We start from the raw sequence: 17,608 nt of genomic DNA, 5'->3' as shown, positions 1-17,608 counted from the left end.
TGCTGCTGCTGGAACGGACCGGAGAGGCCCAGCTGCCCGGCGCCGCCTTCGCCATCGCCCGGCACCTGAACGCCGCGGGCGCGCTGGATGACGACCCGGCACTGCGGGCGCGCTGCGCCGAGATCAACCTGATCGCGGCCCGGCAGGCCCGGGCGGCGGCCGCCTTCGCCCCCGCCCGCGACTACGCCGAGACCGGGTTGCGCCTGACCGACCCGGGCCTGTGGGACACCCGCTACGCCGACATCGCCGAGGCGGCACTGCTGCTGGCCGAATGCCGGATGCTGACCCAGGACCACGCCGCCTTCGACCGCGAGGTCGAGGCGCTGACCGCGCGGCTCAAGGACGACGAGCACCGGCTGCAGCTGGCCATGCTGCAGCTGGTGTCGCTCGACGCGCGGCTGCTGGAGACCGAGGCGATCGAGGTCGGCCGCCAGGCACTGCACCTGGTCGGCATCGAGCTGCCGGTGACGGTGGAGCAGCAGCGCGAGGCCGTCGGCGCCGAGTTCGGGGAGTTCCAGCGGCTGATGGCCGGGCGCCCGGCCGAGGCGCTGCTGGACCTGCCGCCCCTGCACGACCGGCGCCTGGCGGCGGCGATGCAGATCCTGTTCCGCCTGGCGCCCGACGCGCACAACACGCTGCAGCCGGAGCTGTTCGCGCTGATGGCGCTGCGCAACGCCAATCTGATGCTGCAGCACGGCGCCGACACGCTGGCTCCCGGGATCATCGTCACCCTGGCGCTGACCCTGCGCGGCATGACCGGCGACAGCGTGACGGCGGACGCCTTCGCCCGGGCCGCGATCGCCCTCGACGCCCGGCTCGGCCACCCGCTGACCGCCAGCGTGACCTTCGTCTACACCTATTTCCTGCGGCACTGGCTGCACCCGCTGGTGGGCGCGCTGCAGCTCAACCTCGACGGCATCCGCGCCGGCTTCGAGATGGGCGACATCCAGTTCGGCGCCTATCACGCCTCGGCCTATGTCATCCACCTGCTGGGCAGCGGCGGGCCGCTGGCCGAGGTGGCCCGCATCGGCGAGGAGCATCTGCGGCTGATCGGCGACCGCAACCGGACGGCGGCCGCGCATTGCCGGATGCAGGTCGACTTCGCCGCCGCGCTGATGGGCCGGACGCCGGCGCCGACCAGCATGGCGCCCGACCGGGTCCGCAGCGAGGCGGAGGAGGACGCCCATCTGCAGGCGCTGGATCTCGTCGCCCGCAGCAACTACCTGATCCGCCGGCTGCAGCTGGCCCTGCTGTTCCGGGACCTCGGCGCGGCCCGGCGCCTGATCGGCCCGACGATGGCGAACCTGCCCGGCGCCACCGGCCTCGCGGTCGAAGCCGACGGCGTCGCCTTCCTGCTGCTGGCGGCGCTGGCGAATGACGGCCACCGCGGCGACGACTTCACGGCGCAGCGCGACCGGCTGCGCGGCTGGAGTGCGCTGAGCCCGCACAATTTCGGCGCCTTGAACAGCCTGGTCGAGGCGGAGCTGGCGCGGGCCGAGGGGCGGACTGGCGACGCGCTCAGCCTCTACGGCGACGCCATCCGTCGGGCCGAGGCCGCCAAGCTGACCCATCAGGCCGCGCTGGCGAATGAATATGCCGGGCGCTTCTGCCTGGGCCTGGGCAACGAGGTCGCCGGCACGGCCCATCTGCGCGAGGCGGCGACGCTGTACGGCTATTGGGGGGCAGCCGCCAAGGTGGCCGCGCTGGAGCAGGAATTCCCGCGGCTGGCGGTGCGGTCGCGCGCCGGGCGCGCCTCGCTGCGCGAAGCCGGCAGCCAGGCCGGCGAGGACGACATCGATTTCCGGGCCGTGCTGCGGGCCGCGCATTCGATCTCGCGCGAGATCGACCTGCGCCAGCTGGTGCAGCGGGTGCTGGGAGCGATCCAGGAGAGCGCCGGGGCGTCCTACGGCGTCCTGGTGCTGCGCCGCGACGACGGCCTGTATGTCGAGGCCATCGGACGCGACCGGGAGATCTCGGTCCTCGGCGAAGGATCCGGGCGCTTGGAGGAAAGCACCGCCGTGCCCCGGTCGGTCCTGTCCTATGTGCTGCGCACCCGCGAACCCCTGGTGCTGGACAACGCCCAGCATTCGTCCGAATTCTTGCGGGATCCTTACATCCAGGCCCGTCGCGTCGCCTCGATCCTGTGCGCCCCGCTGGATGAACGGGGCCAGGTCGACGGGCTGATCTATCTCGAGAACAACCTCGCCACCGGGATCTTCAGCCCCCGCCGGCTCGAGGTCGTGCAGGTCCTGGCGGCGCAGGCGGCGATCGCCCTGGCGAATGCCCGGCTGTTCACCGCCCTCGACGGTGCCCGTACGGATCTGCTGCAGGCGAATGAAGGACTCGAGCAAAAGGTCGGCGAGCGCACCGCAGAACTCGCCGCCGCCCGCAACCGCGCGGTGACCAAGGAGCGCGAGGCGCGTCGGGCGCGGCGCGCCGCCGAGGTCGCCAACCAGGCGAAATCCCGCTTCCTGGCGGTGGTCAGCCACGAGATCCGGACGCCGATGAACGGCGTGCTCGGGATGCTGCAGATCCTCGACCGCCACCGCCTTGGCGAGGAGCAGCGCCGCTACCTCGAGATCGCCGAGGCTTCGGGCCGGTCCCTGCTCGACCTGATCGACGGGATCCTGGACTACGCCCGGCTGGAGAACAGCCAGGAGGCGCTCGACCTGCAGGATTTCGACCTGCACCGGCTGGTGGCCGACGCGGCCGAGCTGATCCGCCCCCAGGTCGCGGCCAAGGGGCTGGCGCTGACCCTGTCGATCGAGGCGCCGCCCGAGGCGATCCTGCGCAGCGATCCCCGCCGCCTCGCCCGCGTGCTGATCAACCTGCTCAGCAACGCCGTCAAGTTCACCTCGGAGGGCGGCATCGCCGTGACGGTCGGGCTGGAGCCGATGCCGGGGGCGACATCGCGGTCGACGCTGCGTGTCGCGGTGACGGACACCGGAATCGGCATCGCCCCCGACATGCACGAACGCATCTTCGGCGACTTCATCCAGGCCGATTCATCGATCGCGCGGCGCTACGGCGGCACCGGGCTTGGCCTGGCGATCTGCCGGCGGATCGCCGATCTCCTGGGCGGCACGCTGACGGTCGACAGCGCCCCGGGCGACGGCAGCACCTTCCGCCTGGCCGTGCCGGTGACGCCGGGCACGGCGAAGCCGGAGGCGCCGGCGCCGGTCGTGCACGGCCCGGCCCTGTCGGTCCTGGTGGTCGACGACGACCCGATCAACCGGGCCGTGGCCGCCGGGCTGCTCGGCCGGCTGGGCCATCGAGCCATCCTCGCCGATGGCGGCCAGGCCGCGATCGAGGCCGCGGCGGCCGCGTCGTTCGACGTCGTGATGATGGACCTGCACATGCCCGGCATGGACGGGCTGGAGGCCACGCGGCGGATCCGGGCCCTGCCGGGCGACCGCGAGCCGCCGCATATCCTGGCGCTGACCGCCGACCTGACCGACGGCAGCCGGCAGCGCTGCGCCCTGGCGGGCATCGAGCGCATCCTGGGCAAGCCGCTGCAGCTGGCAGCGCTGCAGCGCATGCTGGCCGCCGTCTCCGACTCCCGCTCGCCGGTCGAGCCGCCGGTGGTGTCGGCCGATCCGATGGCCCTGGTCGACCAGGAGTTCTACGACGAGCGGCAGGACATCCTGGGCACCCGCGAGCTGGCGCGGCTGGCCCTGATGTTCCATCGGGTCTCACGGCCGATGGTCCAGGCGATCGGCGCCGCGGCCGAGGCCGGCGACCGCCGCGACTTGGCCCGCCTGGCCCATCGCCTGAGCAGCTCGGCCGGCGCGCTGGGCCTGATCCGCCTGGCCCGCCACGCCTCCGCGATCGAGGCTTGCGCCGGCAACGACGCGCCGATCGACGGCCTGACGGAGATGGCGGCGGCGCTGGGGCCGCTTCGCCGCCTGTCGGTCGATGCCCTGATGGCTGAGATGCGGCGGTCGGCTCAGCCCCGGGCGTCGGTGCGGACGCCCAGCTTGTAGCCGACGCCGGTCACGGTGACGATCACCGGCGGCGCGCCGTCAGGCGTCTGCAGCTTGCGCCGCAGCCGGGCGACCAGCGCGTCCACGGTGCGGTCGCCGACGTCGGTGTCGCGGTTGCTGACCACCTCGACCAGATAGTCGCGGCTGAGCGGCCGGCCATTGGCCTGCACCAGCGCCGCCAGCAGGTCGAACTCGCCGCGCGTCACGCGCACCGGCGTGCCGTCCCGGGTGGTCAGCTCGCGCCGCGTCTGGTCCAGGAGCCAGGAGTCGAAGGTGACCACGGAATTGTGCCGGGCGGCGTCGCGCTCCATTCCGCGGCGGCGCAGCAGCGCCCGCGACCGGGCCAGCAGCTCGCGCAGCTTCACCGGCTTGGTCACATAGTCGTCGCCGGCCAGTTCCAGCCCGACGACGCGGTCGACCTCGCTGTCCTTCTGGGTGACGAAGATGATGCCGACCGCGCTGGTCGCCCGGATCTCACGGGCGAGGTCGAAGCCGTCGCCATCCGGCAGCTGGATGTCGATGAACAGCAGGTCGGCGGGGCTGCGCTTCAAGGCCCGCCGGCATTCCGCGCCGGTGGCCGCCTCCTCCACCTCGAACCCTTCCTCCGCGAAGTAGCGCGCGATCATCGTGCGCGTGACCGGGTCGTCCTCTACCACGATCAGGCGATCGCGCCGGCCGCCGCCGCCCGCCCCGTCCATCATCCTGATACTCATCAACGATCCTGCCCTGCCCCGCAGCCGTTCTTGTCGAGGCGCGTAGCGGATGAATGCGAACGGCCGTTCATATCTGATTTACATCCCGCGCCGCGCAACATGCTACCAGAGTCAGTAGGATTCGGCATCCGATCCTGTCATATGGCAAGAATCAGCCCTTGGTCGGAGTAGGATTCGAAAGCTTTTTCTTAAAATTTATTGCGAACGGGGTAGATCTCTCTGATCCCCGCTCGAATCGGCGGAGGCGAGCATGTCCGAGCAGAGCACCTATCCGCATGTCCCGATCGCCGAGATGCTGCAGCGGATCCGGCGGGACAATGCCGGGCACGGCACCAAGCATGTGGTGATCCTGGGCGCCGGCATCGCCGGCCTGGTGGCGGCCTATGAGTTGCAGCAGCTCGGCCACAGCGCCACCATCCTCGAGGGCAGCGAGCGCGTCGGCGGCCGCATCCTGACCCATCGTTTCAAGGACGGCAGCTACAACGAGCTGGGGGCGATGCGCGTCCCGGGCTCGCATGACTACACCCATTACTACATCGACCGGGCCGGCCTGACGGGCCGGCTGATCCCGTTCGTCAACAGCGTCGAGCAGAACTTCCTCGACATCCACGACGTGGTCTGCCGGCTCAGCGACGACCGCAGCCGGATCTATCCGCGCTACGGCCTGCCGGAGACGCCGCCCACACCGGACGGCGCCTATCCGCAGGATCCCGGCGGCGCCATCTTCGGCTGGGTGCTGGCCAACGCCATCGCGCCGCTGACCCCGTTCGAGCAGGACAGCCTGTTCAAGGGCGAGATGACGACCGACCGGCTGCGCTACCTCGACAGCCTGTCGCTCGGCGCCTTCCTCGACACCGTGCTGCCGCAGTCGGTGAAGCAACTGGTCGGCGCCTATACCAGCCTCGCCGTCTGGTTCGACAAGGCGGTGACGATGTTCATCCGCGACACCATCGTCGGCACCGGCAACAACCTGACCACGCTGCAGGACGGCATGAGCCAGCTGCCCGACACGCTGGCGGCGATGCTGCGCCCCGGCACCGTGCTGCCGAATCACGAGGTCACCCGCATCAGCCTGACCTCCGAGACCAGCGTCGAGATCGGCTATGTCGGGCCGGAAGGGCCGCAGACGCTGACCGCGGACTATGTGCTGTGCACCCTGCCCTTCGGCGTCATGCGCCGGATGCAGCTGGACGGGTTCAGCTACGGCAAGCGCCTGTCGATCAGCCAGATGGCCTATGCCGCCTCGACCAAGGTCATCCTCGACTGCCGCGAGCGGTTCTGGCAGTCGCGCTACGGCATCTATGGCGGCGCCTCGATCTCTGACGGGCTGCAGCGCCAGACCTACTATCCGATGGACCACCTGCAGGTCGAGCGCGGCCCGCTGCCGCCGCGGCCCTGGTCGAACCCCCACACCGGCCCGACGCATGACGAGCGCACCGGTCCCGCGCCGAATGCCGATGCCTCGATGCCGGGGGCGCTGCTGGGCGCCTATTGCTGGGGCTCGGACGCGCTGCGCCTCGGGCTGATGGAACCGGCAGCGCAGGTCGAGGCCGTGCGCCGCAGCATCGCCCGATACCATCCGGAGATCCTGGACGACAATCTGGTGGTCGATTCCGCGTCGATCTGCTGGCAGTCGCACAAATGGTCGGCGGGGGCCTTCGCCTTCCTGCTGCCGGGGCAGCTCGGCTCGATCTGGCTCGACGGCAAAAAGCCGGAAGGCCGGCTGTTCTTTGCCGGCGAGCACTGCTCGCTCGACCAGGCCTGGATCCAGGGCTCGCTGATCGCCTCGCTCGAGGCGGTCGACCAGATCGTGAGCATCTGACCGCCCGCCGCAACCAGGCAACCCCTCTTCCAGACGGAGTGATGATCATGGGCGCAGAAGCCGAGAGCATCATCGACTGTGCGATCATCGGCGGCGGCATGGGCGGCGTGTACAGCGCCTGGCGGCTGGCCACCGCCCCGGAATCCCGGATCCCGGCGACCGGCATCCATCTGTTCGAGATGAGCGACCGGATCGGCGGCCGGCTCGACACCGTCCGCCTGCCGGGCATGCCGCATGTGCCGGCCGAGCTGGGCGGCATGCGGATCATGACCTCGCAGCTGCTGGTCATGGGGCTGGTCAAGCAGCTGGGCTTCCAGACCGAGCCCTTCCCCATGGGCGGGCCGCAGAACCTGGCCTATCTGCGCAGCCACCGCTTCCAGGTCCGCGAATATGCCGACGCCGCGACGGTGCCGTACTGGCTGACCGAGCAGGAGCGCGGCAAGTCGCCGTCGCAGCTGGTGGTGCAGGCGATCGAGGCGGTCATTCCCGGCGCCACCAAGATGAGCAGTGCGGAGCTGCGCGCCGCCTGCGCCGCCGCCACGCTGAACGGCTTCCCGCTGCGCAATCACGGCTTCTGGCAGGTGCTGCTGAACCTGCTGAGCGTCGAGGCCTACAACCTCGCCCTCGCCGGCGGCGGCTTCAACACGGTGCTGACCAACTGGAACGCGGCCGAGGCCATTCCCTGGTACATGGAGGACTGGTCGATCCCGCCGGACCAGACCCCCTATGTCCATCTGCCCGAGGGCTACGAGGCCCTGCCCCGGCGCCTGTGCGACGAGTTCGAGGCGGCCGGCGGCCATGTCCATCTGCGGCGCGAGCTGATCGCCTTCAGCCGACGCGAGGACGGGCTGTACGCCCTGACCATCCACGACCACGGCATCGGTCACGACCATGTCGTCCTGGCGCGCCGCCTGGTGCTGGCGATGCCGCGCCGGTCGCTGGACCGCATCGCCGAGCATCCGCTGGACCGCGCCGGCCCGAGCGAGTTCTTCGCCAAGCCCGGCGTGGCCGAGCTGCTGGCCACCGTCACCGGCCAGGCGCTGTACAAATTCGCCCTGGCCTATCCGCAGCCCTGGTGGCACGAGCTGGGACTGACCTCTGGCGATTCCGTCACCGACCTGCCGCTGCGCCAGATCTATTACTTCGAGACCGAGGGCGACATGCCCGGTGGCGACCCGCGGAACCACAATTCGCTGCTGGTCGCGGCCTATACCGACGGCATCTCGGTCGATTACTGGGAGGGCGTGCGCGACAGCGGACCGCCCTTCGAGGGCCGGCACAACCCCTTCGTCACCGGCGGCGAGCCGAAGCTGGGCGACATCTACCGGATCAGCGCGCTGATGGTGGCCGAGGCACATCGCCAGCTGAAGGAGGTGCATGGGGTGGTGGAGGCGCCGGAGCCCTATGCCGCCGCCTTCCGCGACTGGGGCGACGACCCCTATGGCGGCGGCTGGCATTCCTGGAACATCGGCGTCGACACCGCGGCGGTGATGCCGCGCATCGTCAAGCCGGCGGCCGACGAGGAGGTCTATATCTGCGGCGAATCCTACTCGACCTATCAGGGCTGGGTCGAAGGCGCGCTGCAGACCGCCGAGATGATGCTGACCGGGCATTTCGGCCTGGCCGCCCCGGCCACCGGCCTCGCCCCCGCCGCCTGATCTCCCGTCCCTCGTCCCGAAAGACCCCGCGATGCTGCAGCAGAGCACGACCTATTACCGCACAGTGACCGACCGGACGGTGTCGCAGCTGCTGCTCGACTACCTGAAGCTCGAGGATGTCCGCTACCTGTTCGGCATTCCCGGCGGCGGTATCATGTATCTGCTGAACGACCTGCGGCTGCGCGAGGACGAGTTCACCTACATCATCTGCCGGCACGAGACCGGCGCCGCCTACATGGCGGATGGGTACCACCGCGTCACCGGGGGCTTGGGCGTGGTCCTGGCCACCACTGGTCCGGGCGCTGTCAACGCCCTGACCGGGGTGATGAACGCCCAGGCCGACCATTCCGCCGTCCTGGCCATCACCGGCGAGGTGGCCGAGAGCTATTTCGGCAAGGGCTATCTGCAGCAGGGCATCGACGGCACGCTGAATGTCGACGCCGTATACCAGGCCTCGGTGCAGTACAGCGCCATGATCGCCAGCCCGGACGATTTCGCCACGCTGTTCACCCAGGCGCTGCGCGACGCGCTGTCGATCCCGTTCCGCGCCACCCATATCAGCCTGCCGGTCGATGTCTCGAACGAGACGCCCAGCAAGCCGGTCGCGTTCCCGAACAGCTGGCGGAACTACCGCACCGTGCCGAAGGCCAGCGACCGGGCCCGCACCGGCCAGGCGCTCGACCTGCTGCTGGCGGCGAAGCGGCCGCTGATCATGCTCGGCAACGGCAACCGCTTCGCCATGCAGGGCGAGCGGCGCGACAAGTTCATCGATTTCGTCGAGCGCTTCGGCATCCCGGTGATGACCTCGCCCGACGGCAAGGCGCTGTTCCCGGAGACCCACCCGCTGTCGCTGCGCAACATCGGCCTGGCCGGCTGCATCTGGCCCAGCCTGTATCTCGCCGCCGCCGGCGGCGGCCCGGCCTATGACGCACTGATGGTGATGGGATCGGTGCTGGGCAACCTCGCCACCAGCAACTGGAACACCGCCCTGCTGCCGCAGGGGCCTCTGATCCAGGTCGATGCCGACCAGGCGGTGATCGGCCGCGTGTTCCCGATCGAGCTCGGCATCGTCAGTGAGCTCGGCCAATTCATCGACGATCTGTGCGAGCTGGCGGCGCGGCGACAGCCGGACGAGCCCGCGGTGGCGGAGCGGAAGAACTATGTCCGCTGGATCCGGGACACCCACGCGCCCTGGTACGACCCGGAGAAGCGCGAGTCCCAGGCCAGCCCGATCCTGCCGCAATCGGCGATGCGGGTGATCAACGAGGTGGTGCCGGCCGGCAGCCACATCTTCATCGACTGCGCCAACTGCGTCGGCTGGACGCTGAACGACCTGGCGATCGACCCGCCGACCCAGCTGCACCTGTCGCTCGACACCGGGCCGCTCGGCTTCGGCACCTGCGCCGTGGTCGGCGGCAAGCTCGGCGCGCCGGACCGGACCTGCATCGCGATTACCGGCGACGGCGCCTTCCTGATGCATGGCAGCGAGGTGTCGACCGCCGTGCGCTACGGCATAGGCGCGGTCTGGATCGTCATGGACAACAACGACTTGGCCATGGTCAGCCAGGGCAACGCGCATTTCTTCCCCGAGCCCCCCCTGCCGTCCTGGACCGACTACTACAAGCTGGGCGCGCCGGACTTGGTGGCGTTTTCCACGGGGCTGGGCGCCACCACCTACACGGTGCGCGACCCGGAGCAGTTGCGCGCTGCCCTGGCCAGGGCGATCGGCCAGGCCGAGCTGTACCGGCGGCCGCAGGTGATCGTGCTGGAGATCGACCGGTCGGAGGTGCCGCCCTATTACCGCACTCCGCCGCAGGCCTGACATGCCCATCGCAAGCCGAGGCTCCGCGGAAGGATTCGTGAATGGTTGACAACACCGCCCGGATCAAGGGCGTCGGCTTCGCGGTGCCGGAGCAGGTTCGGACCAACGACGCGCCGGTCTTCGACTGGATCAAGGCCAACCCCCCGCCGCACACCGACCTGTTCCAGGGCTTCGACCAGCGCCGGATCCTGGCGCCGGGGCAGCCCCTGGTCGAGCTGATGGCCGAGGCCGCCGCCGCCGCGCTGGTCGATGCCGAGCTGGGCGCCGGCGACATCGACCTCCTGATCGGTGCCGCCTCGGTGGCCACCTATATCAGCCCGAACGACCTGGTGGCGCTGCACCAGACGCTGAACCTGCCGCCACGCTGCCAGGTGCTGCCGCTGGGGACCGAGTTCACGATCTTCAATGACGGGCTGGTCCTGGCCGAGGCGCTGATCCGCACCGGCCGCGGCCTGCGCAACGCGCTGGTGGTCTGCGGCTGCAACTGGAGCCGGCATGTCAGCTACCATGAGGCGACCTGCATCGGTGCCGCCGACGGCGCCGGCGCCGCGGTGATGGCGGTGACCGACGACCCGCAGCGCTTCGCCCTGGTCGACGTGGTGACCGACACCGACACCGGCTATTTCGGCGCCATGCATATGAGCGCCCGGCCGGTCGGCATGATCGACCCGCCGCCGCCCTACTTGGCCGAGAGCTTCACCACCCCGCTGATGTATATCGGCGACGAGGGGGCGTCGTCGTACAAGGAGTACGGCGCCAAGATCCCGCCGCGGATCGTCGACCGGCTGCTGCGCCGCAACGGCCTGGCGGCCGACGAGATCACGCTGATCGCGCACCAGGCTTCGTCGGTACTGAGCGGCGCCTGGGCCGAGGCGATCCGGCCCGGCCAGTACCTGTCGACGCTGACCGAATACGCCAACATGACCTCGGCCTCGGTGCCGGTGACGCTGGCGGCGCTCTACCCCGAGATCGCCCGCGACAATCTGGTGCTGCTGACCATCGGCCTGCAGCAGCAGACCTCGGCGGTGCTGCTGCGGCGGCGCTGCGCCCGGGGGCAGGTCGCCGTCTGATCCCGCGGGCCGGCTTCAGGCCCGCTCTCCGGTCCATAGACGCGGGCTTCGATCGATGCGGTCGAGGCCCGCCGTCGTTTCCGGCGGCCGCCCTCCGTCATCCGCCATTCTCATCGGCTGCGAATGGTGGTTCATAACCCAGTCACAGCTCTGAAGGTTTCAGCGCCTATACAAGAATGCAAGCTGAGCCGCGCAATATTGCACCAAGCTCGCCGGAGAATATCGGCGGAATATTGTTGCATGACTGAAACGCGCGGATGGCGACGGTCGCAGATCGACGGCCGGGACAATTGGAGGTCTTCATGCACAACAGGATCGCCCCTGGGGGACAGCCCCCATCGGATGGGTTGGCGGCGCTGTTCGACGCCGTCGAGACCCGCAGCGGCATCGCCGGCGTTTCGAGCCGGGCGATCGGTGCGAACGAAGCCGCGTTCCGCGCCATGCATCTGGATCTCGGTGAGATCCGTGCGGCGCTTCGGGCCGCCGATTTCGCGCCCCCGCTGGTGACCATCTGTGCCGATGTGCTGCGCATCCCCGACCGGTTCGACTGGACTCTTCGCGGGACCGAGCTGGTGATCGTGGCCCGCCGAATCCAGTCGGACGGCTATGCCACCCTCAATCTCGACTATCGCGACAGCACGTCGGCGAGCCTGACCGTGTTCACCGACGAGATGAACGGCCGGTTCCAGGCGATCGCCGTGACCGCCCCCGATGGTCCGCAGCCGGCGGCCTTCATCTTCGACGCCGTTCCCGCCATGGGCGGTGTCCGAATCCACCTGCCGGGCCGGCAGCCCGTCGAGACGTCGCTGGGCAGCATGCGGGATCTGCCGCCCCGCGCGATGCCGGTCGTCGAGCAGGCGCTTCAGATCGAATGCGCCGTCGCCTCGCTGCTCCGTGAGCAGCGCCCCGACCTGGCACGGGCGATGGTCGGCTGGATCAAATCCTGGTCCGATGACGTGCCCGGCCTGGCCCGGATCGCGGCGGAGCTCGACAAGCTCCTGGTCGCGCAGTCCGGCGCAGCGCTGACATCGCTTCCCTCCTGGCAGAAGAACGCCAGGGCCGCGACCGGCTGACGCCGAGGCCCGCTATCCTGCGGTCGTCTCGGCCCAGAGGTCGCGGGCCAGCCCGGCGAGGGTCAGGGATTCGGCCCAGCGGTCGGTGGTGTCGTTGCCGTCGCGGCCGGTGATGGCATAGGGCTGCGGCCCCAGCTCGCAGGTGAAGGAAAGCGTCGCATCCGCCGCTGCACGCCGGCGCCAGCTGCGGAAGCCATGGCCCCACCAGCCGAGGAACAGGTCGACCCAGGGCTTGTGGTGCGGGAACGAGATCTCGATCTGCACCTGCTCGCGCGAGGCGACGCGGCCGTGGAAGGCCCAGGAATTCTCCAGGATCCGATGGATCAGGGCGTGGTTCTCGTCGGAGACCGGCCAAGCGAATTCCCGCCCGACCAGGAAATGCGACAGGTCGGCCAGCAGCGGCAGTTCCGGGAACCGGTCGAGCAGGTCGAGGGTGAAGTAGAGGTCCGTGGTCATCCGGTCGCGATGGGTCTCGATCATGACCGGAAACTCCACCTGCTCGGCCAGGCGCCGCCAGCCTTCGATTAGCGGCACGCACTCGTCCAGCCGCCGCGGCCGGACATCGGGCTGCAGGTTGATGTGGTGCACCGGGAACTCGGCCGCGATCTCCAGCACCGGCTTCAGGTCGTCGACGGTCTTCGGGAAGCACACGCCCTCGGCGACCATGCCGGTGCCGCGCAGGCAGCCTGCCGTGCGGCGGACCAGGTCCCGGTCGGTCCAGGGCGTGCTGATGCCGTCGAAGCCGGCCCCGGCGATCATCTCGACATTGGCCTCGACCGTGCGCTCGAACCCGTCGGTGTGGCGCCGCTCCATCGCCCAGAGCGACTGAAGCACCAGGAACCGCTGCATTCCCCTGCCCTCCCCCTGCGTTCACGCCTTGCGCCGACGGCGCTGGCGGTACTGATCCGCGGCCACGGCGGCGACGATGATGCAGCCCTTCACGATGTCCTGGTAGTAGGCGTCGATGCCGAGGAAGGTGAAGCCGCTGGTCATCACGCCGAGGATCACCGTGCCGATCACGGTGCCGGTGATGCGGCCGACGCCGCCGGCCAGGCTGGTGCCGCCGATCACCGCCGCGGCGATGGCGTCGAGCTCGTAGCCCGTGCCCATATTGGCCTGGCCGCTGCCGTTGCGCGCCGCCATGACGATGCCGCCGAGCCCGGCCAGGAGGCCGGCGATGGTGTAGACCAGCATCAGGTGGCGGCCGACATCGATGCCGGAGACGCGCGCCGCCTGCGGGTTGGCGCCGATGGCGTAGGTGAACTTGCCGTAGCGGGTGTAGCGCAGCGCCACATGGAAGATCAGCGCCACCACCAGGAACAGGATCACCGGCCGGCTGCCCTGGCCGATCCAGGTGAAGGCCGGCAGCAGGCCGGAGACCGGGGCGCCGTCGGTGTAGGCGCGGGCGGCGCCGCGGGCCGCCACCATCATGCCGAGCGTGGCGATGAAGGGCGGGATTCCGGTCTTGGCGATCAGCGCGCCGTTGACCAGCCCGGCCGCGCCGCCGACCAGGAGGCCCACCGCCAGCGGCACCACCACCGGCATGTCGGTCAGCGCCGGGAAGATGATGCGGCTGAAGCTCGAGCTCTGGGCGAAGGTCGCCGACACCATGGCGGCCAGCGCCAGCACCGAGCCCGGCGACAGGTCGACGCCGGAGGTGATGATCACCTGGGTCGCGCCGACCGCGAGCAGCCCGACGATCGAGACCTGCAGCACGATGATCAGCAGGCGCTGCGGGTTGACCAGGAAGGACTGGCCGCGGGCGTACCAGCCCAGCGCCTCGAACAGCACGCAGATGCCGACCAGGACCAGGAAGATGCTGGCCTCCACCGGCATGCGGAACCGGCGGCGGGCGGTTTCGATCTGGGGTGCGGAGACCTGCTGGGTCGCGCTCATCCTGTCCTCCCCGGCCGGCGCTCGGGCCGGCTCTCGTTCAATGTACCGGCGGCGGCCTCAGCGCGAGGCCAACCGCATGATGCTCACCTGGTCGGCCTCGCTGCGGTCGAGGATGCCGGTGACCCGGCCCTGGTGCATGACCATGATCCGGTCGCTCATGCCGAGGATCTCCGGCAGTTCGGAGGAGATCATCAGCACCGCCACGCCCTCCTGCGCCAAGGCCGAGATCAGCCGGTAGATCTCCGCCTTGGCGCCGACATCGATGCCGCGCGTCGGCTCGTCCAGGATCAGGATGCGCGGCTTGGTCAGGAGCCAGCGGGCGATCAGCACCTTCTGCTGGTTGCCGCCGGACAGGTTCAGCGCCGGCTCCTGCAGGTCCGGCGTCTTGATCCTGAGCGTGGTGCGCCAGGCCTGGCAGGCCTGGGCGATCGCGCTTTGGGTGACGAAGCCGGCCTTGACGTAGCGGTCGCGCAGCACCGCCATCTGCATGTTCTCGAGCACCGGCAGGGTCAGGAACAGCCCGGTTTCCTTGCGGTCCTCGGTCAGGAAGGCCATGCCTGCCGCCATCGCCTGCGCCGGCGACCCGATCCGCACCGCCTCGCCCCGGATCCGGATGGTGCCGGCGGTGGCCGGGGTGACGCCGAACAGCGCCTCCGCCACATTGGTGCGGCCGGAGCCGACCAGGCCGGCGACGCCGAGGATCTCGCCGGCCCGCAGCTCGAATCCGACATCGGCGAAGATTCCGGCGAGGCCGAGGCCTTCGACCGAAAGGACGGGGGCGCCGATCTCGGCCTGCAGCTTCGGGTACATCTGGCCGAGCTCGCGCCCGACCATCATTCGGATGATGGCCTCGCGGTCGAGCTCGGCGGCGGGGCCGGAACCGATGAAGCGGCCGTCGCGGAACACCGAGACTTCGTCCGCCACCGCCGCCAGCTCGCTCATCTTGTGGGTGATGTAGACGATGCCTTTGCCGGCCGCCTTCAGCGTCCGGATGATGGCGAAGAGGTGGTCGACCTCGCGCTCGGTCAGGGCCGAGGTCGGCTCATCCATGATCAGGACGTCGGAGTTGTAGGAGACGGCCTTGGCGATCTCGACCATCTGCCGGCTGGCGATGGTCAGGCTGCGCACCTCCGCCTCCGGGTCGATATCGATGGCGAGCTGGGCGAACAACTCCTTGGTGCGCCGCCGCATCGCGCCGTGGTCGACCAGGCCGAGGCGGTTCTTCGGCTCGCGCCGGATCCAGATGTTCTCCGCCACCGTCATGAACGGCATCAGGTTCAACTCCTGATGGATCATGGCGATGCCGGCTTCCAGCGCCGCCAGCGGCGTCGGCAGGACGACCGGCCGGCCCTTGAGCCGGATCTCGCCGGCATCCGGCGCGTAGATGCCGGCGATGATCTTCATCAGCGTCGATTTGCCGGCGCCGTTCTCGCCCATCAGCGCATGCACGGTGCCGGGGCGCAGCCGGAACGACACATCGTCGAGGGCGACGACGCCCGGGAAGGCCTTGCGCACATTAGCCACCTCCAAGAGGCAGTCGGCGGCGGGCGAAGGGTCGGGCCGGCGCAGAGCGGTGACGGCGGCAGTCATGGCGGGCGCCTTTCCGCCGAGGGCGCGGGCGCCCCCGGACCTGGGTCAAGGATATCGGATCACTGCGAGAACTTCTTCATGTTCTCCGGGGTGACCAGCTCGAACGGGATCCACTGCCAGCTGTCGAGCTTCTCGCCGGTCGCGAGCTTCAGCGCCGCCTCGACCGCGCCCTTGCCCTGGCCGCGGGCGTTCTGGAACACGGTGACGTCGAGATTGCCCTTCTCCATCTCGGCCAGCGCGTCCGGCGTCGCATCGACGCCGCCGATCAGATAGGTCTTCGGGTCCTTGCCGGCCTGCTGCATGGCGAGGATGGCGCCGACCGCCATCTCGTCATTGTTGGCGGCGACGATGGTGAAGTCGGTGCCCGCGGTCAGCCAGTTGGTCATCAGGTCGATGGCCTCGTTGCGCTGGAAATTCGCGGTCTGCTTCTCGATGATCTTCATGTCGGGATACTTGGCGACGACGTCCTCGACATCCTTGGTGCGCAGCTGCGCCGCATTGGTCGCGAGCTCGCCGACCATGACCACGACATTGCCCTTGTGGCCGGCCAGCCGCGCCAGCTCCTCCATCTCCAGCGTGCCGGACTGGCGCTCGTCCGAGCCGACGAAGACCACCCCGTCCGGCAGCGTGTCGCCGTCCGGCTTGCGGTTGACGAAGACCAGCGGGATCTTGGCCTCCACCGTCAGCTGCGACATCTGCGGCGTGGCCGAGGTGTCGACCGGGTTGACGATGATGGCGTCGACGCCGGAGGCGATGAAGTTCTGGATCTGGCTGGTCTGGTTGCCGATATCGCCCTTGGCGTCCTCGAACTGGATCTCGGCGCCCTTGGCCTTGGCTTCCTCGGTCATCGCGTTGCGCAGGATGGTCAGGAAGTTGTCGTCGAAATGGGCCATCGACACGCCGATCTTGGTCGCGGCCTCGGCGGGCAGCGACAGCAGAGCGGCGGCGGCGAAGGCGAGCAGGGTCCTCTTCATCAGTCGTCCTCCCATGTTTCGACCCGGATATGCGGGTCGTCCGGTTCGTGCCGGTTCTCTGTCCGGTGACGGTAGGCCGCGCCGCCGGACGGCTCAATCAGCCCATGATGGAATCTATCAAATCCCCTCACAGGCTCGCGGATTTCACTGATGGATCTCCATCATTCGGCGGCCATCCGCGCCAGCGCCGCGGCCAGATGGTCGATGCTGCCCCGCAGCGCGCCGGCGATGTCGGGATCGGCGTGGACGCTGGCGGCGAAGGGCTCGAAGGAGACCGGGCCGCGGTAGCCGCCGGCGTGCAGCGCGCGAATCTGGGCCGCATTGCCGATCAGGTCGGCCGGGCCGATCAGCACGCGGTGCGCGTCGCGCAAATCCGCCAGCGGCACCGCGCGGTCCTCCACTCCGGAGATGTGAACCAGCCCAGTGCGGTCGGGCAACAGATCCCCTTCCCCCGCGAGGTGATGGTGGAAGGTGTCGTGCACCAGCCGGAACCGGTCGCCGAGCCCCAGATCGTCGATCGTCGCCACCGCCTCGCGCTTGGAGCGAAGCGAGCAGATCTCGAAGCCGAGCGGCTCGACCAGCCCGAGGACGCCGGCTTCGGCCAGGATCGGGGCCAGGCCGGACAGGGCCCGGCGCAGCCCGGCACGCCGCTCTTCCGGCGGCGGCTGCCAGCCGGCATCGTTGACCGGGACCAGCACCAGCGCCTGGGCGCCGCAACGGCCGGCGTAATCGACGAGCGCCCGCGCCTCGCCGGCCCGCGCCTCGGTCCAGTCGTTGAAGCGCTGCAGCGCGTTGATCGACAGGATGGTCAGGCCGCGCCCGGCCGCCAGCCGCGCCACATCCTCCGGCGCCAGACCGCCCGCGATCATGCTGCCGCCGAGATCGTTGCGGATCTCGACGCCGCGGCAGCCGAGGCCGGCGGCGAGGTCGAAGAACCGGGGCACGTCCAGGGCCGGCGCCACCATGTGGTTCAGCACCACCACGACATCCGTCTCCATCCCGTCACC

12 protein-coding genes are annotated in these 17,608 nt (G+C 69.8%); 6 read left to right on the top strand and 6 right to left on the bottom strand.

The genetic code is table 11. The features are described 5' to 3' along the window. Positions 1-3,983, top strand: a 3,983-nt coding sequence (locus FFK22_RS31780; RefSeq protein ID WP_143956900.1) for an ATP-binding protein, incomplete at its 5' end; no start/stop codon positions are given. Here the strand turns inward: FFK22_RS31780 and FFK22_RS31775 are convergent. Then, a complete protein-coding gene (locus FFK22_RS31775) occupies positions 3,947-4,696 on the bottom strand; it encodes a response regulator (RefSeq protein WP_138891875.1) in 750 nt (249 codons plus the stop codon). The genes FFK22_RS31780 and FFK22_RS31775 overlap by 37 nt on opposite strands. Before the next feature lie 250 nt (positions 4,697-4,946). On the opposite strand from FFK22_RS31775, the gene FFK22_RS31770 reads away from it, so the two are divergent. From FFK22_RS31770 to FFK22_RS31750, 5 genes are all read left to right on the top strand, one after another. Further along, on the top strand, positions 4,947-6,518 hold the full coding sequence (locus tag FFK22_RS31770; RefSeq protein WP_138891876.1) for an NAD(P)/FAD-dependent oxidoreductase: 1,572 nt from the start codon (positions 4,947-4,949) through the stop codon (positions 6,516-6,518). A gap of 47 nt (positions 6,519-6,565) precedes the next feature. Next, the gene (locus FFK22_RS31765) at positions 6,566-8,176 is read left to right on the top strand and encodes an FAD-dependent oxidoreductase (RefSeq protein ID WP_186002750.1); all 1,611 of its coding nucleotides are present in this window, start codon (positions 6,566-6,568) and stop codon (positions 8,174-8,176) included. Positions 8,177-8,207: 31 nt separating this feature from the next. Beyond that, a complete protein-coding gene (locus FFK22_RS31760) occupies positions 8,208-9,998 on the top strand; it encodes a thiamine pyrophosphate-binding protein (RefSeq protein WP_138891878.1) in 1,791 nt (596 codons plus the stop codon). A gap of 41 nt (positions 9,999-10,039) precedes the next feature. Then, the gene (locus FFK22_RS31755) at positions 10,040-11,068 is read left to right on the top strand and encodes a 3-oxoacyl-[acyl-carrier-protein] synthase III C-terminal domain-containing protein (RefSeq protein WP_138891879.1); all 1,029 of its coding nucleotides are present in this window, start codon (positions 10,040-10,042) and stop codon (positions 11,066-11,068) included. 302 nt (positions 11,069-11,370) lie between these two features. Continuing rightward, complete coding sequence (locus FFK22_RS31750) at positions 11,371-12,141, top strand: hypothetical protein (RefSeq protein ID WP_138891880.1); 771 nt, start codon at positions 11,371-11,373, stop codon at positions 12,139-12,141. Positions 12,142-12,153: 12 nt separating this feature from the next. Here the strand turns inward: FFK22_RS31750 and FFK22_RS31745 are convergent, their stop codons facing one another. The 5 genes from FFK22_RS31745 to FFK22_RS31725 all read right to left on the bottom strand — a co-directional run bounded on the left by FFK22_RS31745 (position 12,154) and on the right by FFK22_RS31725 (position 17,599). Then, positions 12,154-12,990, bottom strand: coding sequence for a sugar phosphate isomerase/epimerase (locus tag FFK22_RS31745; RefSeq protein WP_138891881.1), 837 nt, complete (start codon positions 12,988-12,990; stop codon positions 12,154-12,156). 21 nt (positions 12,991-13,011) lie between these two features. Further along, complete coding sequence (locus FFK22_RS31740; RefSeq protein ID WP_138891882.1) at positions 13,012-14,037, bottom strand: ABC transporter permease; 1,026 nt, start codon at positions 14,035-14,037, stop codon at positions 13,012-13,014. Between the two features lie 57 nt (positions 14,038-14,094). After that, positions 14,095-15,627, bottom strand: coding sequence for a sugar ABC transporter ATP-binding protein (locus FFK22_RS31735; protein WP_138891883.1), 1,533 nt, complete (start codon positions 15,625-15,627; stop codon positions 14,095-14,097). 59 nt (positions 15,628-15,686) lie between these two features. After that, a complete protein-coding gene (locus FFK22_RS31730; protein WP_138891884.1) occupies positions 15,687-16,601 on the bottom strand; it encodes a sugar ABC transporter substrate-binding protein in 915 nt (304 codons plus the stop codon). A gap of 161 nt (positions 16,602-16,762) precedes the next feature. Further along, on the bottom strand, positions 16,763-17,599 hold the full coding sequence (locus FFK22_RS31725; protein WP_138891885.1) for a TIM barrel protein: 837 nt from the start codon (positions 17,597-17,599) through the stop codon (positions 16,763-16,765). Positions 17,600-17,608 lie beyond the last annotated feature (9 nt).

It is taken from the genome of Mycobacterium sp. KBS0706 (assembly GCF_005938675.2).
GTDB lineage: Bacteria > Pseudomonadota > Alphaproteobacteria > DSM-16000 > Inquilinaceae > Inquilinus.
Note: the sequence above shows the minus strand (reverse complement) of the source record. Positions and strands in the feature narration are given on the sequence as shown.

Excerpts from the sequence above, each read along its gene's own strand:
- FFK22_RS31775 (WP_138891875.1), bottom strand. The coding sequence starts at position 4,696 with ATGAGTATCAGGATGATGGACGGGGCGGGCGGCGGCGGCCGGCGCGAT.
- FFK22_RS31770 (WP_138891876.1), top strand. The coding sequence starts at position 4,947 with ATGTCCGAGCAGAGCACCTATCCGCATGTCCCGATCGCCGAGATGCTG.
- FFK22_RS31765 (WP_186002750.1), top strand. The coding sequence starts at position 6,566 with ATGGGCGCAGAAGCCGAGAGCATCATCGACTGTGCGATCATCGGCGGC.
- FFK22_RS31760 (WP_138891878.1), top strand. The coding sequence starts at position 8,208 with ATGCTGCAGCAGAGCACGACCTATTACCGCACAGTGACCGACCGGACG.
- FFK22_RS31755 (WP_138891879.1), top strand. The coding sequence starts at position 10,040 with ATGGTTGACAACACCGCCCGGATCAAGGGCGTCGGCTTCGCGGTGCCG.
- FFK22_RS31750 (WP_138891880.1), top strand. The coding sequence starts at position 11,371 with ATGCACAACAGGATCGCCCCTGGGGGACAGCCCCCATCGGATGGGTTG.
- FFK22_RS31745 (WP_138891881.1), bottom strand. The coding sequence starts at position 12,990 with ATGCAGCGGTTCCTGGTGCTTCAGTCGCTCTGGGCGATGGAGCGGCGC.
- FFK22_RS31740 (WP_138891882.1), bottom strand. The coding sequence starts at position 14,037 with ATGAGCGCGACCCAGCAGGTCTCCGCACCCCAGATCGAAACCGCCCGC.
- FFK22_RS31735 (WP_138891883.1), bottom strand. The coding sequence starts at position 15,627 with ATGACTGCCGCCGTCACCGCTCTGCGCCGGCCCGACCCTTCGCCCGCC.
- FFK22_RS31730 (WP_138891884.1), bottom strand. The coding sequence starts at position 16,601 with ATGAAGAGGACCCTGCTCGCCTTCGCCGCCGCCGCTCTGCTGTCGCTG.
- FFK22_RS31725 (WP_138891885.1), bottom strand. The coding sequence starts at position 17,599 with ATGGAGACGGATGTCGTGGTGGTGCTGAACCACATGGTGGCGCCGGCC.